Annotated in this window: 20 protein-coding genes and 2 riboswitches; of the genes, 14 read left to right on the forward strand and 6 right to left on the reverse strand. The window is 38.6% G+C overall.

Annotated elements, in window-relative coordinates:
- Window positions 1–17: 17 nt before the first annotated feature.
- A complete protein-coding gene (gene mtnK / locus ACN6NE_RS17205) occupies window positions 18–1,190 on the reverse strand; it encodes an S-methyl-5-thioribose kinase (protein WP_474326146.1) in 1,173 nt (390 codons plus the stop codon).
- A 135-nt stretch (window positions 1,191–1,325) separates the two neighbouring features.
- Window positions 1,326–1,476: riboswitch (SAM riboswitch) on the reverse strand.
- Between the two features lie 91 nt (window positions 1,477–1,567).
- Entirely contained in the window at window positions 1,568–2,350 is a 783-nt protein-coding gene (locus tag ACN6NE_RS17210; protein ID WP_013055956.1) for a carbon-nitrogen family hydrolase, read from the reverse strand.
- A gap of 112 nt (window positions 2,351–2,462) precedes the next feature.
- On the opposite strand from ACN6NE_RS17210, the gene ACN6NE_RS17215 reads away from it, so the two are divergent.
- The 11 genes from ACN6NE_RS17215 to ACN6NE_RS17265 all read left to right on the forward strand — a co-directional run bounded on the left by ACN6NE_RS17215 (window position 2,463) and on the right by ACN6NE_RS17265 (window position 12,928).
- On the forward strand, window positions 2,463–3,635 hold the full coding sequence (locus tag ACN6NE_RS17215; protein WP_129707709.1) for a pyridoxal phosphate-dependent aminotransferase: 1,173 nt from the start codon (window positions 2,463–2,465) through the stop codon (window positions 3,633–3,635).
- A gap of 130 nt (window positions 3,636–3,765) precedes the next feature.
- Window positions 3,766–3,872: riboswitch (SAM riboswitch) on the forward strand.
- 79 nt (window positions 3,873–3,951) lie between these two features.
- Window positions 3,952–5,196, forward strand: a complete 1,245-nt coding sequence (gene mtnW / locus ACN6NE_RS17220; protein WP_129707048.1) for a 2,3-diketo-5-methylthiopentyl-1-phosphate enolase — start codon at window positions 3,952–3,954, stop codon at window positions 5,194–5,196.
- Window positions 5,193–5,858 (forward strand): 2-hydroxy-3-keto-5-methylthiopentenyl-1-phosphate phosphatase, encoded by a 666-nt coding sequence (locus ACN6NE_RS17225; RefSeq protein ID WP_048020344.1) that lies wholly within the window; start codon window positions 5,193–5,195, stop codon window positions 5,856–5,858. The genes mtnW and ACN6NE_RS17225 overlap by 4 nt, the downstream gene beginning before the upstream one ends.
- Window positions 5,855–6,493: a methylthioribulose 1-phosphate dehydratase gene (locus ACN6NE_RS17230; protein ID WP_129707050.1), complete on the forward strand. Its 639-nt coding sequence runs from the start codon at window positions 5,855–5,857 to the stop codon at window positions 6,491–6,493. Before ACN6NE_RS17225 ends, ACN6NE_RS17230 begins: the two co-directional genes overlap by 4 nt.
- Window positions 6,494–6,508: 15 nt before the next feature.
- On the forward strand, window positions 6,509–7,024 hold the full coding sequence (locus ACN6NE_RS17235; protein WP_474326151.1) for a 1,2-dihydroxy-3-keto-5-methylthiopentene dioxygenase: 516 nt from the start codon (window positions 6,509–6,511) through the stop codon (window positions 7,022–7,024).
- A gap of 122 nt (window positions 7,025–7,146) precedes the next feature.
- Window positions 7,147–8,223, forward strand: a complete 1,077-nt coding sequence (locus ACN6NE_RS17240) for a sugar ABC transporter substrate-binding protein (RefSeq protein WP_129707054.1) — start codon at window positions 7,147–7,149, stop codon at window positions 8,221–8,223.
- A gap of 16 nt (window positions 8,224–8,239) precedes the next feature.
- Window positions 8,240–9,745, forward strand: coding sequence for a sugar ABC transporter ATP-binding protein (locus tag ACN6NE_RS17245; protein ID WP_129707056.1), 1,506 nt, complete (start codon window positions 8,240–8,242; stop codon window positions 9,743–9,745).
- Window positions 9,742–10,776: an ABC transporter permease gene (locus ACN6NE_RS17250; RefSeq protein WP_042992251.1), complete on the forward strand. Its 1,035-nt coding sequence runs from the start codon at window positions 9,742–9,744 to the stop codon at window positions 10,774–10,776. Before ACN6NE_RS17245 ends, ACN6NE_RS17250 begins: the two co-directional genes overlap by 4 nt.
- 86 nt (window positions 10,777–10,862) lie before the next feature.
- Entirely contained in the window at window positions 10,863–12,203 is a 1,341-nt protein-coding gene (locus ACN6NE_RS17255) for a CoA-disulfide reductase (protein WP_129707058.1), read from the forward strand.
- Between the two features lie 136 nt (window positions 12,204–12,339).
- A complete protein-coding gene (locus ACN6NE_RS17260; RefSeq protein ID WP_129707060.1) occupies window positions 12,340–12,558 on the forward strand; it encodes a hypothetical protein in 219 nt (72 codons plus the stop codon).
- A gap of 130 nt (window positions 12,559–12,688) precedes the next feature.
- Window positions 12,689–12,928, forward strand: coding sequence for an aspartyl-phosphate phosphatase Spo0E family protein (locus ACN6NE_RS17265; RefSeq protein WP_013082228.1), 240 nt, complete (start codon window positions 12,689–12,691; stop codon window positions 12,926–12,928).
- Between the two features lie 64 nt (window positions 12,929–12,992).
- On the opposite strand, the gene ACN6NE_RS17270 is transcribed toward ACN6NE_RS17265, so the two are convergent.
- The gene (locus ACN6NE_RS17270; protein WP_016763389.1) at window positions 12,993–13,724 is read right to left on the reverse strand and encodes a ZIP family metal transporter; all 732 of its coding nucleotides are present in this window, start codon (window positions 13,722–13,724) and stop codon (window positions 12,993–12,995) included.
- Between the two features lie 156 nt (window positions 13,725–13,880).
- Window positions 13,881–14,648 carry a DUF4931 domain-containing protein gene (locus ACN6NE_RS17275; protein ID WP_129707062.1) on the reverse strand — a complete coding sequence of 256 codons (768 nt, stop codon included), beginning with the start codon at window positions 14,646–14,648 and terminating at the stop codon, window positions 13,881–13,883.
- 199 nt (window positions 14,649–14,847) lie between these two features.
- Between ACN6NE_RS17275 and ACN6NE_RS17280 the strand changes: the two genes are divergently transcribed.
- Together ACN6NE_RS17280 and ACN6NE_RS17285 are read left to right on the forward strand one after the other, a co-directional pair.
- Window positions 14,848–15,318: a MarR family winged helix-turn-helix transcriptional regulator gene (locus ACN6NE_RS17280; RefSeq protein WP_129707063.1), complete on the forward strand. Its 471-nt coding sequence runs from the start codon at window positions 14,848–14,850 to the stop codon at window positions 15,316–15,318.
- 170 nt (window positions 15,319–15,488) lie between these two features.
- Window positions 15,489–17,183: a M3 family oligoendopeptidase gene (locus ACN6NE_RS17285; RefSeq protein ID WP_129707711.1), complete on the forward strand. Its 1,695-nt coding sequence runs from the start codon at window positions 15,489–15,491 to the stop codon at window positions 17,181–17,183.
- Between the two features lie 24 nt (window positions 17,184–17,207).
- Here ACN6NE_RS17285 and ACN6NE_RS17290 read toward each other — a convergent pair whose 3' ends face one another.
- The gene (locus ACN6NE_RS17290; RefSeq protein WP_474326161.1) at window positions 17,208–18,791 is read right to left on the reverse strand and encodes a PAS domain S-box protein; all 1,584 of its coding nucleotides are present in this window, start codon (window positions 18,789–18,791) and stop codon (window positions 17,208–17,210) included.
- Between the two features lie 340 nt (window positions 18,792–19,131).
- On the opposite strand from ACN6NE_RS17290, the gene ACN6NE_RS17295 reads away from it, so the two are divergent.
- Complete coding sequence (locus tag ACN6NE_RS17295; RefSeq protein WP_474326164.1) at window positions 19,132–19,377, forward strand: hypothetical protein; 246 nt, start codon at window positions 19,132–19,134, stop codon at window positions 19,375–19,377.
- A gap of 51 nt (window positions 19,378–19,428) precedes the next feature.
- Here the strand turns inward: ACN6NE_RS17295 and ACN6NE_RS17300 are convergent, their stop codons facing one another.
- Window positions 19,429–21,543, reverse strand: a complete 2,115-nt coding sequence (locus ACN6NE_RS17300) for an ATP-dependent Clp protease ATP-binding subunit (RefSeq protein ID WP_474326166.1) — start codon at window positions 21,541–21,543, stop codon at window positions 19,429–19,431.
- Window positions 21,544–21,908: the final 365 nt, after the last annotated feature.

A 21,908-nucleotide genomic window follows, 5' to 3' on the forward strand; every position in this document is an offset into this window, starting at 1 on the left:
ATTGTGTGCATTATTCGTTATCGAAGTAAATGTTCAAATTCATTTGGTGAAACGTCTTGTTGGTGCAGAAGCAAATAGCGTCCAATTTTTAACGCAGTACGTTTAGCGTTAATTTTTCTTTCCTCTGAAGAAATTTCGTCTAAGTCCGCCACGTGAGCTAAGCCAATCGTACGTCGAATGATTTCACATCCTGCATATCCAACAGCATCTTGCCACGTTAGCGTTAAAATTTCATGTAATAAGCGCTCATCTTTAGCGAAAGGTTCAGTGTTTTCAGAATGCCAAAGCGCAGTAAAGGTATCTTTGAATACGTTCCATGTGTTCGTAATGTGTGCAAATAACGGTTCGCGATTTGTTTCTCGAGAAAGAGCATTTAAAAATAAATTCGCAACAAATTGCCCTAAATCGAATCCAAACGGACCGTAAAAAGCAAACTCAGGATCAATCACTTTCGTTTCTTGACTGCTAGCAAAGATGCTGCCTGTATGTAAATCACCGTGGATTAACGTTTGCGCATTTGTTAAAAATTTATATTTTAATTTTGCTGCTTGTAGCTTTACCTCACCATCATTCCACAATTCTTCTACATCAGGACGCAGCGCTTTTTCAAATTCATTTGTATCAATATCAAAAAAAGGATCTGTAAAAACTAAATCTTCCGTAATATTGCATAAGTCCGGGTTGCTGTACTTAACAACTTCTTCTTTTTTATCCTGAGGCTTTAAGGCGAAATCAGACGTTTTGAACGCAATATGTCCTAAAAAAGAACCGATATGCTGTGAGAGCAGAGGATAACTTTCACCTTGAATAAGTCCGGCGCGAGAAATCGTTAAATGAGACAGATCTTCCATGACCGTAACAGCAAGCGTTTCATCGTGGTAATAAACAGCGGGCACAAGTTCTGGCGTAAATGCACCGAATTGCTTAAGTGCATTGCTTTCAATTGTGGCACGGTTCAAGGATAGAGGCCAGCTTTCGCCTACAACTTTTGCATAGGGAAGTGCTTGTTTGACGATAATGGATTTATTCGTTTGATCATTTATGATGTGAAAGACGAGGTTTAAGTTTCCGTCACCAATTTCACGGGCAGTCAATGCTTCTGTGGCATCAAAAAGACCTAGCTTTTTCACAAGTTTGATTGCTGAAATTTCTGTTAAAGGCTGATACTTCTCTGTTTTTGTTATTGACATCGGAATCCCTCCATAGTTTATTAAACTGATTTGTTTACTAAGTTAATAGGTTTAAGAATATATGGAGGCTTTTATAATTTTAGAAAATATAAAAGCCTCTTTCGTTGGAAAGAGGCTTGATTGTAGTGTTCAAACCTCTTATCTGCCAGAAAGAATTACTTTCTGTTGGAATTAGCACCGTGCCTTTGTAAAACATGTTTTACGGGTGTGATCCATCTTAGGATGGAATGACGGTCGGTTGCTGGGCTTCACAGGGCCAAATCCCTCAGCCAACTCTTGATAAGAGTACGATTACTTATTCAATTTTGATTTGTTTGAATATTTTATGATATCTGGTGAAAATCGTATCATGCAAAAAAACGGCTGTCAATACATAATTAATAAAATTCTGTACGGCGATCTGTAAAGACAGGAATTTGTTTGCGAATTTCTTTTACAAGTTCCAGGTTAACGTCAGCACTTAAAAGTTCTTCGCTATCGCCAGCTTCAGCGATTATTTCTCCCCACGGATCGATGACTAAGGAATGTCCGGCAAATGTGTTATTAGGATCTTGGCCTACACGATTACACGCGATTACATAGCATTGATTTTCGATTGCACGGCTAATGAGCAGGGCTTTCCAGTGAGCAAGTCTTGGAGCCGGCCACTGAGCGACAACAAACAAGACTTCTGCTCCGCTGCTAGTATGAACCCGAATCCATTCTGGGAAACGAATATCGTAACAAATAACTCCTGCGCACAGTGACTGTTCAAGTGTAAAAAGATTTTTTGCTGTTCCTGCTTCTAAATACAGGTGTTCATCCATTAATTTAAATAAGTGCAGTTTACTGTATTGTGATACTTCACGACCTTTTCGGTCAAAAATATACATCGTATTTGTGACGCCTTGCTCTGTTTTTTTCGCGATCGAACCTGCCACAATATTTACTTCGTTCGTTTTAGCAAACTGAGAGATTAATTGCTTGGCTTGCTGCCCTTCATCATCTGCAATTTCGTCTAGCCGGGTCAAATCATAAGCTGTATCCCATAGCTCAGGAAGTACAAGGATATCAGGGTTTTCTTTCAGGGCTTCCGTCATTTTTTGTTCGATATATTTTCGGTTTTTAGTTGGGTTTCCAAACGCAATATCAAGCTGCAAACACGTAATTTTTACACTCACTTTATCATCCGTCCTTTTTTTAGTAGTTGAAAAAAATGACTTTACAAGTTGAGTATTACAATATATTATTTGTGACTAGAATTTCAAGAATTTTTTGAGAAGGTGTGCGATGATGAAACAATTTGAGCAATCGGAACTATTAAAAAGTTTACCAAAACAATTTTTTGCATCACTTGTAGGCAAGGTAGGAAAAGTAATGGCCCAAGGGCACGACGTTATTAACTTAGGGCAGGGAAATCCTGATCAGCCTACTCCTTCACATATTGTAGAAACACTGCAAAAAGCAAGTGCTAATCCTATGCATCATAAATATTCTCCATTTCGGGGGCACAAGTTTTTAAAAGAGGCCGTTGCGACTTTTTATAAGCGAGAATATGGTGTTGATGTGGATCCTGAAAAAGAAGTAGCTATTTTGTTTGGCGGAAAGGGTGGACTTGTTGAAATTCCGCAGTGCTTATTAAACCCTGGAGATACGGTGCTGGTTCCGGATCCTGGATATCCTGATTACTGGTCTGGAGTAGAGCTTGCAAAAGCCAAGATGGAAGTGATGCCGCTCACGGCTGAAAATCATTTTCTACCCGTATACGAAGAGATAAGTGAAAGTGCTAAAGAACAGGCAAAGCTCATGTTTTTAAACTATCCGAATAATCCTACTGGTGCAGTGGCAACGGCAGAATTTTTTGAAGACACCGTGGCATTTGCTGCCAAGCACGATATTTGTGTGGTACACGACTTTGCATACGGAGCAATTGGATTTGATGGTAAAAAGCCAATCAGCTTTTTACAGACTCCTGGTGCAAAAGAGACGGGAATTGAAATTTATACTCTTTCTAAAACGTATAACATGGCGGGATGGCGAGTTGGATTTGCTGTAGGAAATGAAAGTGTAGTAGAAGCTATTAATCTTCTTCAAGATCATATGTATGTCAGTCTCTTTGGGGCGGTTCAAGAGGCAGCAGCCGCAGCTCTGTTGGAACCTCAACAATGTGTGAATGATTTAGTTAAGCGCTATGAATCTAGACGCAATACCTTTATTCAAGGGCTTCGAGAAATTGGTTGGGATGTTACATCTCCAGCGGGTTCCTTTTTTGCATGGCTAAAAGTTCCTGAAGGATATACTTCTGAACAGTTTTCAGATTTACTTCTTGAAAAAGCCCACGTTGTAGTGGCGCCTGGAGTAGGCTTTGGAACATATGGTGAAGGCTATGTGCGCGTAGGACTGCTGACGGATGAAGAGCGCATGAGAGAAGCTGTATCTCGAATAAAAAAATTAAATTTATTTTAAAAACGCATTGACAATCCTTTTTGAGTTGGCTTAATATGTAAGAAGTTAACGAGATTAATAACCGATAAATCCTAGCGGTATTTTTTATTTAGTATATAATCTACGAATTCAATTTAAATAAATAGCAACTTTCTTATTAAGAGTAGGTGGAGGGACTAGCCCGATGAAGCCCGGCAACCGACTTAACGCATGTTAAGCACGGTGCTAATTCTTGCAGCAGCAGCTGAGAGATAAGAAGAGCAACGAAAGCCTCTTCTTAATTACAGAAGAGGTTTTTTTATTAACGATATTAAACAGCAAGGGAGTTTTTAGCATAATGAGCGAAATCGTTGCAAGCTACTTACTACATGATAATAAAGGAAATTTTCATAAAAAAGCGGAAGGAATCGCTTTAGGACTAACCGTCGGCTCATGGACAGATCTGCCGCTTTTAGATCAACAGCAGCTTCAAAAGCATAAAGGGCGCGTCGTGTCCGTAACTGAGCTTCAAGATTGCGAACGTGTAAACGGCTATTTAGGCGGAGAAATTAAGCAGGCTATTGTCAAAATTGCTTATCCAACTGCCAACTTTTCAAGAGATTTACCGGCTATTTTAGTTACGGTTTTTGGAAAACTATCGCTTGATGGAAAAGTGAAATTATTAGACTTGGATTTTCCTGATGAATTATTAGCTGAATTCCCAGGACCGCGCTTTGGAATAGAAGGTATCCGAGAGAAACTAGGCGTTTATGACCGTCCGCTTGTGATGAGTATTTTTAAAGGCGTGATTGGAAGAGATATGACGTACTTAACAACTCAGCTGCGTGAGCAAGCGCTTGGCGGAGTGGATTTGGTTAAAGACGACGAGATTTTGTTTGATAGTGAACGAACACCTTTTGAAGCTCGCGTTACAGAAGGAAAAAAAGTACTGAATGAAGTATACGAAAAAACGGGACACCGCACGCTGTATGCTGTTAATTTAACGGGACGAACGTTTGAATTAAAAGAAAAAGCGAGAAAAGCAGCTGAGCTAGGAGCCGATGCTCTTTTATTCAACGTATTTGCTTACGGGTTAGACGTACTGCAGGGACTTCGAGAAGATGATGAAATTAACTTGCCGATTATGGCACACCCAGCTGTTAGCGGAGCGCTTACGCCATCAGAGTTTTACGGTTTTTCAAATTCATTACTGCTTGGAAAGCTATTGCGTTTAGCCGGAGCAGATTTCTCACTGTTTCCATCACCATACGGAAGCGTAGCGCTTTCTCTTGAAGATACGACAGGCATTGCCTACGAATTAACGCGTCCTGTATACAAGTATAAGCAATCTTTCCCGGTTCCTTCAGCAGGAATTCATCCTGGAATGGTACCGCAGCTTGTGAAGGACTTTGGAATCGACAGCATTATTAATGCAGGAGGCGGAGTTCACGGTCATCCAGACGGAGCTATCGGAGGAGGAAAAGCATTCCGTGCGGCGATAGATGCAGTACTCTCTCATCAAACATTAGCCGAAAAAGCTGAAGAATCAAAAGAGTTGCAAAAAGCTTTGCAACTATGGGGAACAGTAGAGGTGAAAGCATGACATCGTTAAAAATCTTTTGTGACTTTGATGGAACAATTACAAATAGCGATAACATTATTGCTATTATGAAACAATTTGCTCCTCCGGAGTGGGAAAGTATTAAAGACGACGTGTTGGCACAGCGCGTTTCCATTCAAGAAGGAGTAGGGCAAATGTTTGCCTTGCTCCCCGTGGAATTAAAGGAAGATATTATTTCTTATATTTTAGAGACGTCTGCTATTCGAGATGGATTTGATGATTTTATTGCCTATACAAAAGAGCACCATATTCCGCTTTATATTGTAAGCGGAGGAATTGACTTTTTTGTAAAACCACTTTTGGGAAATCGAGTTGCAGAGGAAATGCTCTACTGCAACGGATCTGATTTTTCCGGTGAGCATATTTCCATTACGTGGCCTCATACATGTGATAAACAGTGTACAAATGACTGCGGCTGCTGTAAGCCAACGATTATTCGCCATCTTGCAGATGAAAGAGATCATACGGTTGTTATTGGCGATTCAATTACGGATTTGCAGGCTGCCAAATTAGCTGATACGGTCATTGCACGTGACTTTTTAATTAAAAAATGCGAAGAGCTATCTCTACCGTATCGTCCTTTTTCTACTTTTTATGATGTGATTCATCATTTACAAGAATTAACAGAAGAGGTGAAAGCATGAGTATCATGGCTCAGCAACGATTGCATGAGCTTGCGGATATAAAAGATGAGTTGGCAGAGCGCGATTGGTTCTTTGGTACAAGCGGAAACTTAGCAATTAAAGTGGACCAAAACCCGACAACTTTCTTTGTATCAGCAAGTGGAAAAGACAAAAGAAAACGTACAAATGAAGATTTTTTATTAGTTGATCGATACGGAAAGCCTGCAGAAGACACGCATTTAAAGCCTTCTGCTGAAACGCTTTTACACGTTAAGATTTACGATTTAACGAATGCTGGGTGCAGTCTTCATGTACATACAATCGACAACAACGTGATCTCTGAACTGTACGGAGATGAAGGCGTTATTTCATTCAAAGGTCAAGAAATTATTAAGGCGCTAGGTATTTGGGAAGAAGATGCGGAAATTACTGTTCCGATTATTCCGAATTACGCAGATATTCCGACACTAGCAGAAGAGTTTTCTCACCATATAAAAGGCGATCAAGGCGCAATTTTGATTCGTAACCACGGGATTACGGTATGGGGGAAAAATGCATTTGAAACAAAAAAAGCGCTAGAAGCCTATGAATTTCTATTTAGCTACCATGTCAAATTACTGTCACTTAAAGGCATTAAGCCAAAGGTGCATTTATAAAAGGAGGAAACAACAATGGCGCACATTCGCTTACATGTAAACAATAAAAGAATTGAAACTCAAGAGGAAGTATCAGCTTTTCTGGCAAACAATGAAGTTATTTATGAAAACTGGGATATTACAAAACTTCCAGAAACTCTTCGTGAAAAATATGATTTAACTGATGAAGAAAAAACAGAAATTTTAAACGCTTTTGGTGAAGATATTAAAGATATTTCGGAACGCCGCGGCTATAAAGCTCAAGATGTTATCTCGTTATCGGAATCTACACCAAACATTGATGAATTGTTAAAAAACTTTCAGCGCAAGCATATTCACACAGATGACGAAGTTCGCTTTATTGTAAGCGGTCATGGAATCTTTGTTATTCAAGGAAAAGACGGCGAATTTTTTGATGTTGAATTAGAGCCGGGTGATTTAATTTCAGTACCAGAAAACATTCTTCATTACTTTACACTAATGGAAGATCGTAAAGTAGTCGCTGTCCGAATTTTCGTGACAACTGAAGGATGGGTACCTATTTACGCATAACAATTACTTGTAAAGCATAGGTCATCATCACCCCGCTTTTACATCTAAAAGCGGGGTATTCTTTGGATTATTATAAAACTAACTATTTTTATGTGAATAATAAGTTTAATGGGAGGAACACCATGAAAAAGAGTAAAAAAATGCTGTGGCCACTTACTTTGCTTGTGCTTCTAGTCTTTGCATTAGCTGCCTGCACGAAAGAACAGCCAAGTCTAAATGAGAAAGCACAGGCAGCTCCAGCGCAGCAAGCGGCTTCTGCTAAGCCTGTACAGCAAGAAGGAAAAAAGGTTACGAAAGATACAAAAATTGCGCTTATTTCTGAATTTACGTCAGGCACTCACGCTGCTCAGTACATAACAGGTGTGACAAAAGCGGCTAAAAAAGCAGGAGTACAGCTATCCATTTCTGATTCAAACAATGATCAATCTAAAATGGCTGCTTATTTAGACACGGCTATTAACCAAAATGTTGACGGTATTATGATTGACCACGGCCGGGCTGAAACCCTTGAACCTGGCGTGAAGCGCGCGATTGCAAAAGGAATTCCCGTTATTGCAACAGACGTAGAATTAAAAGTAGAAGGCGTTACAACCATCGATCAAGACGATTATATGCTTGCGCTCCAGGGGCTGAAACAAATGATGCAGGACATTAATGGAAAAGGAAACATTGTATATGCGTTTGTTGGAGGCTTTGCGCCGATGGAAAAGCGCGACAGCATTTATAAAATTATGATGAATCGCTATCCAGATGTAAAACAAATTGCTACGTTTGGAAGCGCAACGGACAACACCTCATTAGACACACAAAATAAAATGGCAGCTGTGTTGAAGCAGTATCCAACTAAAGGAGACATTGCGGCTGTTTGGGCACCTTGGGACGAATTTGCAAAAGGAGTAACAAGAGCGATTAAAGAAGCAGGACGAGACGAGATTAAAGTATACGGAGTAGACTTATCTGATGAAGATCTGCAAATGATGCAGGCAAAAAACAGCCCGTGGAAAGCGTCAGCTGCCGTAAATCCAGCTTCAGTAGGAGAAAAGCAAGTTGATCTGCTTCTTAAAAAGATTTCCGGTCAAGAGATCCCTCGTTATTATTCCTTCGATCCGGTTTTAGTCAAACAAACAGACTTGCCTAATCAAACGATTAATATGGATCAGCTTAGTCAGTACGTAGAAGAATGGGGTAAAAAAGAATAGAAGTGGAGGGACAGATATGACGAACAAGCTTTCAATGAAGAACATAACAAAAAACTTTGGTTCTTTTCAAGCGCTGAACAAAGTTGATTTTACTGTTCAAAAAGGGGAAATCCATGCTTTATTGGGAGCCAATGGTGCCGGTAAAAGTACGCTGATGAAAATATTGTGCGGAGCTTACGACGAGTACGAAGGGAAAATCTACAAAAATGGAGGAGAAATCTCCATTTCTTCTCCTAAAGAAGCTAAGCGCTACGGCATCGGCATTGTACATCAAGAAGTAGATGTAGCGCTAATTCCTTCGCTGTCAGTAGCTGAAAACATTGTGTTAGACGTGCAGGCTTCTAATAAAAGTAAGACATTTGTAAACTGGAAATCTATTTATAAGAAAGCAGAAGAAGCTCTTTCTTTACTTGGTTCTTCTCTATCCGTTAAAAAAAATGTCGTTGACCTAACTCTATCAGAAAAACAGCAGGTGCTTATTGCACGTGCAATTGTACAGAATGTTGATTATTTAATTTTGGATGAACCAACCGCACCTCTTAGTGTGGAAGAGACGAAACAATTGTTTTCTGTGATGAGAGAGCTGAAGAAAAGCGGGGTAGGCATTATTTACATTTCACATCGCCTTCAAGAAGTGGTTGATATTTGCGACCGCTTAACGGTTTTAAAGGACGGACGCTATGTAGCTACAAAAGAAACTTCACATACATCAATTGAAGACGTGATTACGCTCATGTTAGGAACTTCTTCTGTAAAACAGTGGGTCAAAAAGTCAGTAGAAATTGGAAACGAACTTTTACATGTAGAAGCATTATCTCTTCCAGGGCACCTTTCTAATATCTCTTTTCATGTAAAAGAAGGAGAAGTAGTCGGTATTGCAGGGCTGGTAGGAGCGGGGAAAACGGAGCTTTGCCGAAGTCTATTTGGTTTAGAGCAATATGTGAGCGGCAGCGTTCGGTTAAAAGACAAGAAATTAAAGTTGAATAAGCAGCCGTATTATTATATTGCACAAGGTCTTTCTCTTGTTCCTGAAGAACGAAGAAAAGAAGGAATTTTTGTTCATGAATCGATTGCCGATAACTTAGTTTTGCCAAGTCTGTCCCGCTTTACAAATTATTCGTTTCTAAAGCGAGGAAAGATCAAAGAAAAAGCGCAGAAAACGACTGGGCAAGTTGGCGTAAAGTCTCATTCTATCGAGCAGTCAGTTGGAACGTTAAGCGGTGGAAATCAGCAGAAAGTAGCAATCGGAAAATGGCTTGTTACGGATTCTGACGTACTATTGTTCGATGAGCCAACTAAAGGGGTCGATGTGGGCTCCAAACGAGAAATATTCGACTTAATTACAAATCTTGTGTCACAGCAAAAAGGCGTTGTTTATGCAACCTGTGAATTCGAGGAGCTGCTAGGGGTAGCGGATCGAATTTATGTTATGTACAGCGGAAAAATCGTAAAAGAATTATCTAAAGAAGAAGCAACTAGTGAAAAATTATTTTATTATACAGCAGGAGGAGTAAAAGCATGAGTGCGGAGTATGTAACAGAACCTGTAGCGAAACCAAAGAGAAAAATAAGCGTTTTCGACTTTTTTTATAAATATGGGACAGTCTTAATGATTTTTGTTATTATGATTATTTTCTCCATTGCCACACCTAACTTTTTAACAGGAGAAAACATTAGTGATATCCTGCGCTCTATTTCCATTGTTACCTTAATCGCGCTTGGTGTAACGATATCGTTAACCGTCAACGGACTCGATTTATCTGTAGGGTCTACGGCTGGGTTAGCCACTATTTTATCAGCCTCTATGCTTGTTTTACACAGACAAGAAATTGCAGTCGCTATCATTGTTCCGATTATTGCATCGCTTCTTATCGGGTTAGTAAATGCTTTTTTAGTAGTGAAAGTAAAGATTCCTGATATTTTAGCTACTCTTTCAATGATGTTCATCGTACAAGGGATTTTATTAACGTATACAAAAGGCTCCGCTATTTATACCAATATGCCTTTACCAAGCGGAGACAGAGCTCCGGGAATTTTTATTCCATCTTTCCTTGCACTAGGGCAAGGTCACTTTCTAGGTATTCCTGTCCCTGTTATCATTATGCTGCTGACTGTGCTGCTTGTTCATATCGTTTTTTCCTATACGAAGTTTGGGCGTTTTTTCTACGTAACAGGAGGGAACATAGAAGCTGCAAGACTTTCGGGTGTACCGGTTAACCGTTACCGTATGTATGCCTATATGTTTTCAGGTTTGCTTGCTGGAATTGGAGGAGTCGTTCTGGCTGCCCGTATTGGAGTAGGAGAAGTGAACGCCGGCTCACCATTTTTAATGGATGCCGTAGCTGCTACATACATTGGCTTTTCCGTATTTGGAGCAGGGAAACCGAATGTATTCGGGACGCTAATTGGCTCTATTTTAATTGGTGTGCTGTTAAATGGGTTAACGATGCTAAATGTTCCGTATTATATGCAAGACATTATTAAAGGAGCTGTATTAGCAGGAGCCTTGGCTTTAACGTATTACCGCTCGAAACAAACATCTACGGCTGTGTGAACAGCCGTTTTTTTTCGTTTGAAATCGAGAAGAATAAGGAAAAACAATAGTATAGCCTATTATTTATGTAGAAAGAGGGAGTATAGATGAAACGTGTCGTCATTATAGGAGGAGTAGCCGCCGGAATGAGCGCAGCTTCACAGCTTCGCCGGATGAAAGAAAAAGAAGAAGTGGAAATCCTTGTGTTTGAAAAAGGTGGAGATATCTCTTACAGCGCATGTGGCATGCCTTACTATCTGTCAGGTGTCGTAAAAGAAAAAGACGATTTGATTGCTCGGACGAAACAAGAGTTTGAAGAGCGAAACATCTCCGTCCACCTTTTTCATGAAGTAAAAGAAGTAAATCATACAAAAAAATACATAGTAGCACAGGATTTAAAAACGCACGCTGAAAAAGAGATAACATATGATGAACTGGTCATTGCAACTGGAACATCGGCTGTTAAACCCAATTTTATGAGTGATAACATGCCGAATGTATGCACATTAAAGTCATTAGAAGACAGCGAAAGAATCTATACATATCTACAGGCTCACTCCGTAGAGAAAGTCACCATTATCGGCGGAGGATATGTCGGAATGGAAGTAGCTGAAGCAATGAAGGCTTTGGGAAAAGAAGTACGCGTCATTGAACAGGGAAAGCAGATTCTATCTATTTTAGATCAAGAAATCGCAGAGCATTTGCAAAAGCAGCTAGATGACGATATTTTATTTCATTTCGAAGAAGAAGTGGAAGCATTGCTGCATTCAGATGGTTCCGTCACTCACGTTCAAACAAACCGTCAAACATATCAAACAGATTTAGTGATTGTAAATGTAGGAGTTCGTCCGAATACGCAATTTTTAGAAAGAAACGGACTAAGGATGCTTGAAAATGGAGCTATTTTAGTAAACGAGAAGTTGGAAAGCAACGTGCCTCATATCTACGCAGCAGGAGATTGTGCAACGAGCTATCACCTTGTATTAAAAAAAGATGTTCATATTGCTCTTGGAACCATTGCTAATAAGCAAGGAAGAGTTCTAGGTTACCGATTAGGGGGAGAAAATAGAGAATTTCCGGGTGTTGTAGGTACAAGTATTGTCAAAGTGATGGACTATGAAATTGGAAAAACCGGCATTTCAGAAAGAGAAGCAAGAGAAAATTCTCTTTTATACAAAGCCATTACAGCAGAGGCTCCGAGTCATGCTTCTTACTATCCAGGAGCTGAAAAGATTGTGATAAAACTTGTTTATCACCCTGAAACAAAAGAGATTTTGGGGGTTCAAATGATTGGTAAAGAAGGAGTAGCAAAACGAATCGATGTATTTGCAACAGCTATTACTTGCCGCCTCACAACAGATGAAGTAACAATGTTAGATCTTTCGTATGCCCCTCCTTTTGCTACGGTATGGGATGCTGTACAAATTGCTGCTCAGAAAGCTGAATAAAAAAGATATAGGGACAAAAGTATGTTAGCTGAAGGAAGATCCGAACGAAGTGATTCTTGATTAAGAATCAACTTTGTTCGGATTTTTTTATGGTGAGGGTGAACGTAGGTTTTATATATTTAGCTGCGTCTAGCTGTTGATTGGAGGGCAAGGCGAAGACTCCCGCGGAAAGCGAAGCTTTGCACGGAAATCAATAGCGGTGGAACAAGCGGTTCAGCTCATGTATTCCATTTGTTCGTTTTTAGATTGTATTGATTTCGTTATGTCTCAATCTTTTTTCTATTCGACAAGCAGCATCTTTTGTCGAAAAACAAGTTGTAAAAAAAAGATAAATGGTATTCCTATAGTAATGTAAGCGTTTGTAAATTCCGACAAAATAATTTTTTCGCGAAAAAAATGTCTATTATTGCGACTCTATTTACATATTTAGTAGAATTTGTAATAATGCGTTATAAGCTAATTTCTTTGTCATAGGAGAGGATTTTGTGTTTGGAGTGAGAAATAGAACGAAATCAGAGAGATTATTAGTAGAAATCGTCCAAAAAAGACAAAAGATGGTGCAGCTCGGAGAAGAAAAAGGTTTGACTAATGAAGAAACCGTTACCTGTAGTCAAGAGCTTGATCAGCTCTTACTCGTTTATCAAAAGCAGCGTTTAAAAGAAGAGGAAGAAAAGACATCGTTTGCCACACTGATTAGCCGCTTTTTATCTTTTTCAAAGCTGTAATGCAGGACAAGCATTCGGGATCGGGCAGTAAAACAATTATGCTGCCCGTGGCCTCTCTTCACCTTTAAAAAATGTTAATTAAAAAGATCATAAACAAAATACCAAAAATAAATGAATAAGTAGCAAATCTTTCGTTTCCATCGCCGTGACTTTCCGGAATCAACTCTTTATAAATAATAAAAAGCATGGCTCCAGCAGCAAAAGCTAATCCATAAGAAACGAGAGAATCAACAAAATTAGTTAAATAAAACCCGAGTAAAGACGTTACAATCTCAACGGAGCCTGTAAGGGTAGCAATTAAAAATGCTTTTATTTTACTGATATTTTGCTGAGCTAAAAATAGAGCGACCAACAGTCCTTCAGGTGCATTTTGAAGACCGATTGCAAGGGCGATTAAGTTCCCTGTATTTTCAACATTTGAAGCGTAGCTAACACCAACGGACAGTCCTTCAGGAAGGTTATGCAAAGTAATAGCGGAAACAATTAAAAGTGCTTTTTCATCAAACTGAATGCCGGTTTTAGAATGCTCAAGATCAATGTGAGGAATATTCTGCTCCAAGAGTGTTAATGTTACAACTCCAAGCAGTAAGCCAATGGCTAAGGAAAAAAAACCGCCGCTTTGAAGAGATTCTGGAATCAAGCTCATAGTAGAAGCTGCTGTCATAATACCTGCAGTGAGCGCAAGAAGTATATCTTTCCAGCGATGAGTTAATTCTTGATTCAAAAACAGAATAGGCAAAGCGCCTACTCCAGTCGATAGCGCAGAAAGAATGCTTCCAATTAGTACTTCAGTCATAAACCGTCTCCTTTTACGTATTCTTCTTTTTATCCTCAATTCACATCGTTCTTTTAGTGTATGTTTTTTTGTTTTCTATGAGCATGACTATTTTAAAAGTGAATAGCTTTATGCAATAACCTTACAAAAAAGTTGAACCAGTGAAGGTTCAACTTTTTAGGTAAAGTACAGCTCCTGAACTTGGTTAGCAATGTGCTCAAGCTTATTGGAAACTTGAGGAATGCCATATCCTACATACAAAGGAGATGTGGCAAAGCGAGGAATGATTTTCGCCGCAATTTTGCCGTTTTTAAGATTATAAAAAAATAAGTTGTAGCTCGTGCAGCTACGATGAAAATGATTTAATAAATAGTGGGCAGCCGTTTGAAGATAATCTGCAAACGCGTGCAGCTCTTTGTCAAGCCGATCGGTTATCACGTTAAATTCAAAAAAGCCCATTCTAGGTTTTACAGATAAATTAAATGTGACGTGTTCATTTTGGGCAATTGTGACTCCTTCAAACTGCTCTAGCTTCACATTTTCATTTACATCCATCTCATTTAAACCAATAATTTGCATATGAGGATGTCGTAATGATCCTCCGGACATGGGGCCGTGGTTTTTAAAGAAAAGAACAGAAGCATATTCTCCGCTGTTCATCATAGATATCCATCGTTCAGTAGCGAAGCTCAGCAAGGTGTACAGATGTTCCTTTGGATAAATAGACAGTTCTGAAGAACATTCATCGGTCTCAATAATAACCGTCTGATAAGCATCTTGCAGAACGGGAAATTTATTTTTCAGCCAAATGATAGGTCCTTGTTTTTCAATAATACCTGTAAGAGATTCTACGTCGCAAAAGGGACAGGGATTTTGCCGGTTAACGATTGTTTCAGGCTTTTGCGCACCAATCGCGGAATTAAATAATAAATGGGTTGGTTTCATAATCATTCACCTTTTTATGTAATGGTCATATGTTTATTGTATTAAAAGCATATGTATAAATCCACTTATATACATTTTTTATCAAAAAAATTGTATAAGCGGAGAGAATAACCGATGAAATAAGCCTGCTTTGATTGACTTTGAAGGGAAATTTTAGTATTATCTTGATATCAAGATAATATTAAAGGAACTGATTAAAATGACGAATGATGTAACTAGAGAAGAGTTAGACCAATCTCTTAAATTATTTATTGTACTATCTCGTGCCAATCGTTCAATTAATGATCATGTGCATAAATTTATTCAACAGCATGGAATGAATCCAACCGAATTTGCTGTCCTAGAGTTATTGTACCACAAAGGCCAGCAGCCTCTTCAGCAAATTGGCGGAAAAATTCTACTCGCAAGCGGCAGTATTACGTATGTAGTAGACAAGCTTGAGAAAAAAGGTTTCTTAGAGCGCGTTGCTTGTCCGAACGATCGCCGTGTAACCTATGCAGCTATCACCAAGCAGGGCAAGGAAATGATTGAAAGCATGTTTCCGAGTCATGAAAAAAGAATTCATGATATTTTATCCGTTCTGTCTAGCGAAGAAAAGAAAGCTGCCATTTCGATGCTTAAGAAACTGGGGCACTATGCAGATGAATTTTTACCGGAATCGACTAATTAATTAAGGAAAGCTCGTTTGTTTCTGTTGAACAAACGAGTTTTTTCTATGACTTCTTTCATAACCAATCGACATAAAAAATAAAAAGTGACAAAAAATTGAAATTAACAGGAATACAGCTGAATAAAAACGAATTAGGTTACATACAGACAATAGAGAAAGGGGAACAAATGATGAAATTTGAGAATTATACATATACGCGACCTGATATGAATGAAATTGAAAAGCAGTTTGAAAAGGCCATTACACATTTTACAGAAGCAGCGTCAGTCAGTCAGCAAAACGAGGCAATTCGTCTAGCAAACGATGCGTATTCTCAGTACAGCACAATGGGGAACATCTGCTATATTCGTCATTCTATCGACACAGCGAATGAATTTTATAAAGAAGAACAAGACTATTTTGATGAAACACAGCCGCTTTTAGAAGGATATGTAGAGAAATTTTACAAAGCGTTAATCTCTTCGCCTTTTAAAGAGAAACTAGAAGAAAAGTGGGGCAAGCAGCTGTTTTCTCTTGCTGAAATGCAGTTAAAAACGTTCTCTCCTGAAATAGTAAAAGAGCTGCAGGAAGAAAATAAGCTATCGTCTCAATATACGAAACTAGTGGCGTCAGCTAAAATTTTATTTGAAGGAGAAGAAAGAACGTTAGCTCAGCTCGATCCGTTTATGGAGTCACCTGATCGAGAAATGAGAAAAAAAGCAGCAGAAGCGAAGTTTCAATTTTTCACCGATCATGAAGAGGAATTTGATGATATTTACGACAAGCTTGTAAAAGTGCGGACCAAGCTTGCTGAAAAATTAGGCTATAAAAATTTCGTAGAAGTGGGCTATGCTCGTATGTCTAGAATAGGCTACGATGCTGAAATGGTTGCCGCTTTTCGCAAACAAGTAAAAGAGTATATTGTTCCCCTTACTGAAAAACTAAAAAAGCGTCAGCAGGAAAGAATTCAAGTAGAGAGCTTAACTTATTATGATGAACCGTTTCAGTTTGAAACAGGAAACGCAGTGCCAAAAGGTGATGAAAAGTGGATTATTGAAAATGGACGGGTTATGTATAAGGAGCTTTCTAAAGAGACGGACGAATTTTTTTCATTTATGCTTGAAAATAATTTGATGGATTTAGTCGCTAAAAAGGGCAAAGCAGGCGGAGGCTACTGTACGTTTATTGAAGAATACAAAGCGCCGTTTATTTTTTCAAATTTTAATGGAACATCAGGCGATATTGATGTGTTAACGCATGAAGCAGGGCATGCTTTTCAAGTGTATTCCAGCCGAGATATGGAAACCAATGAGTATCACTGGCCTACGCATGAAGGAGCTGAAATTCATTCGATGAGCATGGAGTATTTTACATGGCCTTGGATGGAATTGTTCTTTAAAGAAGACAAAGATAAATACCAGTTTTCTCATTTAAGCTCAGGCTTAACTTTCTTGCCTTACGGGGTAGCGGTAGATGAATTTCAGCATGCTGTATACGAACGCCCTGAGATGACGCCTTCGGAACGAAAACAAATGTGGCGAGAAATCGAAAAGAAATATATGCCTTCTAAAAACTATGACGGCCATCACTATCTAGAAAGCGGGGGCTTCTGGCAGCGCCAGCTTCATATTTACACGTCTCCGTTTTATTATATTGATTACACGCTCGCTCAAATTTGTGCATTTCAATTTTGGAAAAAAGATCGAGAAAATCATGAACAAGCATGGCAAGATTACGTTCATTTGTGTAAGCTTGGCGGAAGTAAGTCGTTTTTAGAATTAGTAGAGGAAGCGAATTTGATCTCTCCATTCGAAGAGGGCTGCGTGCAGTCTGTAGTAGATGAAATTGAAAACTATTTAAATAGTATTGATGATAAAAAGCTATAAAAAAAGCCGCGTTTGCGGCTTTTTTTATTGACATGTTCCTTCTTTCCATAGAGGAATTGTAAGGGTAACGCTGGTTCCTTCACCAACAGTGCTTTTAATCTCAAATGTTCCTTTATGCTGATACAAAATGTTTTTAATCACAACAAGTCCAAGACCGGTACCTGAGGGCTTGGTGGTAAAAAAAGGCTTTTGAATGTGCGTAAGCAAATTTGAAGGAATGCCGACTCCTGTATCTTTAATGAAAATAGTAAGATCTTTAGTATGCTGAGTAACGTTTAAATGAATTTCTCCTCCGCTAGGCATAGCTTCGAGCGCATTTTTTAATAAATTAATGAGTACTTGCTTAATTTGATTGGCATCACAGCAGATGTATGTATGCGGGGCTTCCACCTGCGTTTTAACTACGACATTTTTTAATATACATTCTGATTCATACAGAAGAATAACGTCATTTAAAATAGTAGAGAATGCATGCTTTTTCATAACCGTATCATGAGGTTTAGCGAGCAATAAAAATTCTCCAACGATTGAGTTAATACGATTCAGTTCGCTCAGCATGATGGTTGTATAAGAATGATAGCGGCTGCTGTCTTCATGAATAAGCTGAATAAATCCATTCAGAGAAGTAAGTGGATTTCGAATTTCATGAGCGATTCCCGCTGCCATTTCGCCGGCTAAAGATAATTTATCGGTTTGGCGAAGAAACTTTTCTGTTTCCTTCTCTTCTGTAAGGTCGCGTGAAATACCAAAAAGCGCAACGACCTGTTTATCACGATTAAAAATAGGTGAAACAGTGATTTCTACATCAATTATTTTACCGTCTTTTCGCTTGTCTTGGGTTTCAAAGGCAACCAGTGTTTCTCCTTTTTTAATCCTTTCTAATCGGCTTTCAGCGTCGCTTTTTAAGCCACCAGGAATAAATGGAATGGCTTTTCCGACAATTTCTTCCGCTTTCCATCCATATATTTGCTCAAAAGCATCGTTTACTTTAATCACTTTACCGTCTAGACTGAACACGGCAATGGCGTCGCGGTTGTATGTAAAAAAAGATTGTAAATACTCTTGAGCTGAGTACAGTTCATCTTCGGTTTTATTCATTTTGACCGTCGTGATGGCAATCAACTTTTTAGAGAAATGAGCACAGTACAACAAAATAATCATTGTAATCAGCGTAAATAGAATGAAATAAACGATATCTAATTTCACGAAAGTCACAGATGTAAAAAGAGTGTTGCTTACATAAAAGTACAAAACAATTATTATGGACATTAATGTAGAAATTACAATAGCGATATAGCTATAATAAATAAAGCTAACAATTATTCCAAGAAACAAAAACAAATAATTAATAACAGCAGGTTCAATAGATGTCATGTACGCGATATAGGCATAATAGCATATGAAAAAAGAATACATAATGATGGCAGGATGAAAACGAAAGTAATACATAGCCGTCACTACCAATAATAAAATTCCTCCGCTTATAAAAACAATCATATGAGGATCAGTTGCAATAAAGTGGTATAAAACAATGTGAATAAAATATAGCAGCCAAAAAATAAGTAAAAGAACAAAATTTCGTTTTTTTATGAGGTTGTGTGATTCCATAAAAAATCCCTTTCTTAAATGATGAATAATTTTATAGAAGAATAACTTTATAGTCATCTAGTCGCACGGTATAGTAATATATCACTCATATTAGCATAGTTACAACTGTGTGAATAGACGAATTGAGCACTTAGACCAAGGAAGATAGATCTAGAATGCAGCAGGTTATAAACTATTAAGGAAATATGAGCGGAATATGAACGAAATGAAGGGGATGTAAAGCTTTTGTGATAACCTTGTAAAAGTGAACTTTTTTCTAATTGGATAGGCTATACTGCCAGTAGAGCCATATGAATGGTGACTACATAGCGGCTCAGATGATTCGAAAGGAGACGGTAAAATGAACAAAAGTTTATTAGTCAAGTTATTTGGATCACTTCTAGCGATTATGTTAATCACAGCATGCAACTCACAAACGGATGAAAAAGATGCCACAGAACAGCAAACAGAACAGTCGGATGATACTCAAGCGGAGGATACAACTACAGATGATTCACAGGAAACAATGAACCCAGATGAAGCGGCGGATGATCAAGAAGAACCAGCAGACAGTGCTGACAAAAAAACGGACGACGAAAGCAAATAAACATGAGTATTTCTATAAAAAAAAGCGACTCAAGTAGAGTCGCTTTTTCTATTAGTTTTGTACGGTGATTTCGCTTGCTTCATTTAATGTTACGTTCACTGTAGATACGTCTCCGTCATCTAACAGTAAATCTGTAATTCGATCTTCAAGCTGTTCTTGAATTGCTCGGCGGAGCGGTCTAGCACCAAATGCAGGGTGATAGCCAAGTTCAGCCAGTTTTTCTTTTACCTCATCTGCTACGTGCAGCGTGATGTTTTGTTCTTGTAATGTTTCTTTCAATTCAGCAAGCATAAGGTCCACGATTTTAATTAAGTTATCTTTTTCAAGATGATTAAATTCAATGATTGTATCAAATCGATTTAAAAACTCTGGTTTGAAATAAGATGAAAGTGAATCTAAAACGGATGCCTGCTTAAGTGCGTCGTTTTCTGCATCAAACCCAACCGTAATTTTCTTTTCACCTACACCAGCGTTACTTGTCATAATGATAACCGTGTCTTTAAAGCTTACTGTGCGACCTTGACTATCTGTTAGGCGTCCGTCTTCTAGAATTTGCAGAAACATATGCTGAACGTCTGGATGAGCTTTTTCAATTTCATCTAGTAAGATGATGGAATAAGGATTACGGCGTACTTTCTCTGTTAATTGTCCTGCCTCTTCGTGACCTACGTAGCCAGGAGGTGAACCAATCAATTTAGACACCGCGTGTTTTTCCATGTATTCACTCATATCTAGACGAACCATTGCATCTTTTGAGCCGAACAGTTCTTCAGCTAATGTTTTGGTTAACTCTGTTTTACCGACACCAGTTGGACCGACAAATAAGAATGAACCAATTGGGCGATGCTTCGCTTTTAATCCAGCGCGAGAACGTCGAATCGCTTTTGCTACTTTTTCTACAGCTTCCTGCTGTCCGATTACTTTTTGAGCTAAGTGCTCCGCTAAATGCTTCATTTTTGCTGATTCATTTTCTTGAAGCTTACCAACAGGGATACCCGTTTTCTTTTCAATAATTGCTTGAATGTCAGCAATATCCACATTCATTTTTTGCTGTTCTTTGTTCAATTGTTTTTCAAGAGCAGCTTCTTCATCGCGCAGTTTTGCCGCAACTTCATATTTTTCATTCTTTAACGCCTGCTCTTTTTCTTTTGTAATTTCTTTTAAGCGAGCGGCCGCGTCGTCTTTATTTGTAATGCCTGCCTGTAAATTCATTTTTGAGCCTGCTTCGTCTAGCAAGTCAATTGCTTTATCAGGCAAGAAGCGATCTTGAATGTAGCGGTGTGATAAATTTACACAAGCGCGGATCGCTTCATCTGTATAGCTAACGCCGTGATAATCTTCATATTTACTTTGAATTCCTTTTAGAATTTCAACGGCTTCTTCTACAGACGGTTCGTGAACCATAACCGGCTGGAAGCGTCGTTCAAGAGCCGCATCTTTTTCAATGGAACGGTACTCTTTTAAAGTTGTAGCTCCGACTACTTGAAGTTCGCCTCGTGCAAGAGCGGGTTTTAAAATATTGCTTGCGTCCATTGAACCTTCCGCTGAACCAGCTCCTACAAGAAGGTGAATTTCATCGATAAATAAAATCACGTTTTTTCGCTGCTGAAGCTCAGAAATTAACTGCTTCATGCGCTCTTCAAATTGACCGCGCACGCCGGTATTAGCTACGAGAGATGCTACATCTAACAGATATACATCTTTATTTAACAGCTTGGCAGGAACTTTTCCTTCCGCGATTTTTAAAGCTAACCCTTCAACAACAGCTGTTTTACCAACACCGGGTTCTCCGATTAGTACAGGGTTGTTTTTGTTTCTTCTATTTAAAATTTCAATGACGCGCTCTACTTCTTCTTCGCGGCCAATAACAGGGTCAATCAATCCCGTTTTCGCAATTTGAGTTAAGTTTCGACCAAATTGATCTAAAAAGCCTCCGCCGCCATTTCCTTGCTGTGGCTGTTCCGGTGCAGCTTGTTCTTGTGACATTTGCTTGAATAAATCATCGATGTTCATAAAGCCGCCACCTCCAAAACCTGATGGGATTTTATGTTCTTTCATTAGTGCTTGATAACATGTATGACATAAACGATATTGAGATTTTTGGTTATTTGTTTGTACATTTAATTGAATAGATGCTTCACGTTCATTACAGTTTTGACAAATCATTTAATTAGCCTCCCTAAATGATTTTAATCGAAGATCAGCAGGTGTTTGACCTTTCTTGACCTTTCGTAATTTTATTATACTTTGACCTTTTTTGACTTTCAAGTCTTTTGCTTAAAAAATTTTGAGGGAAGTTCCTCGCTTATGTACAAAAGGTAGTACATTAAAAAAAGACGTGTTTTATGTGTACCCGTTCTATACATGTAAAAACATATGATGCATTTTGTACAATGATCTGCTTGGAGAGGGAATTAATATTAATAAGAAGAAAAGTGGAAAAATAAGTGCAGAGCTTACCGTTGGATAAAATAAGTTATTGACAGCAAGAAGGATAAAAATTATACTCAAGAAGGTTTGCACTTAACTGC

This window comes from Priestia sp. 53B2, assembly GCF_056099005.1.

Bases quoted from the DNA above. Each gene is read 5' to 3' on its own strand.
- mtnK (WP_474326146.1), bottom strand. From the start codon at position 1,190: ATGTCAATAACAAAAACAGAGAAGTATCAGCCTTTAACAGAAATTTCA.
- ACN6NE_RS17215 (WP_129707709.1), top strand. From the start codon at position 2,463: ATGAAACAATTTGAGCAATCGGAACTATTAAAAAGTTTACCAAAACAA.
- mtnW (WP_129707048.1), top strand. From the start codon at position 3,952: ATGAGCGAAATCGTTGCAAGCTACTTACTACATGATAATAAAGGAAAT.
- ACN6NE_RS17225 (WP_048020344.1), top strand. From the start codon at position 5,193: ATGACATCGTTAAAAATCTTTTGTGACTTTGATGGAACAATTACAAAT.
- ACN6NE_RS17230 (WP_129707050.1), top strand. From the start codon at position 5,855: ATGAGTATCATGGCTCAGCAACGATTGCATGAGCTTGCGGATATAAAA.
- ACN6NE_RS17235 (WP_474326151.1), top strand. From the start codon at position 6,509: ATGGCGCACATTCGCTTACATGTAAACAATAAAAGAATTGAAACTCAA.
- ACN6NE_RS17240 (WP_129707054.1), top strand. From the start codon at position 7,147: ATGAAAAAGAGTAAAAAAATGCTGTGGCCACTTACTTTGCTTGTGCTT.
- ACN6NE_RS17245 (WP_129707056.1), top strand. From the start codon at position 8,240: ATGACGAACAAGCTTTCAATGAAGAACATAACAAAAAACTTTGGTTCT.
- ACN6NE_RS17250 (WP_042992251.1), top strand. From the start codon at position 9,742: ATGAGTGCGGAGTATGTAACAGAACCTGTAGCGAAACCAAAGAGAAAA.
- ACN6NE_RS17255 (WP_129707058.1), top strand. From the start codon at position 10,863: ATGAAACGTGTCGTCATTATAGGAGGAGTAGCCGCCGGAATGAGCGCA.
- ACN6NE_RS17270 (WP_016763389.1), bottom strand. From the start codon at position 13,724: ATGACTGAAGTACTAATTGGAAGCATTCTTTCTGCGCTATCGACTGGA.
- ACN6NE_RS17275 (WP_129707062.1), bottom strand. From the start codon at position 14,648: ATGAAACCAACCCATTTATTATTTAATTCCGCGATTGGTGCGCAAAAG.
- ACN6NE_RS17280 (WP_129707063.1), top strand. From the start codon at position 14,848: ATGACGAATGATGTAACTAGAGAAGAGTTAGACCAATCTCTTAAATTA.
- ACN6NE_RS17285 (WP_129707711.1), top strand. From the start codon at position 15,489: ATGAAATTTGAGAATTATACATATACGCGACCTGATATGAATGAAATT.
- ACN6NE_RS17290 (WP_474326161.1), bottom strand. From the start codon at position 18,791: ATGGAATCACACAACCTCATAAAAAAACGAAATTTTGTTCTTTTACTT.
- ACN6NE_RS17295 (WP_474326164.1), top strand. From the start codon at position 19,132: ATGAACAAAAGTTTATTAGTCAAGTTATTTGGATCACTTCTAGCGATT.
- ACN6NE_RS17300 (WP_474326166.1), bottom strand. From the start codon at position 21,543: ATGATTTGTCAAAACTGTAATGAACGTGAAGCATCTATTCAATTAAAT.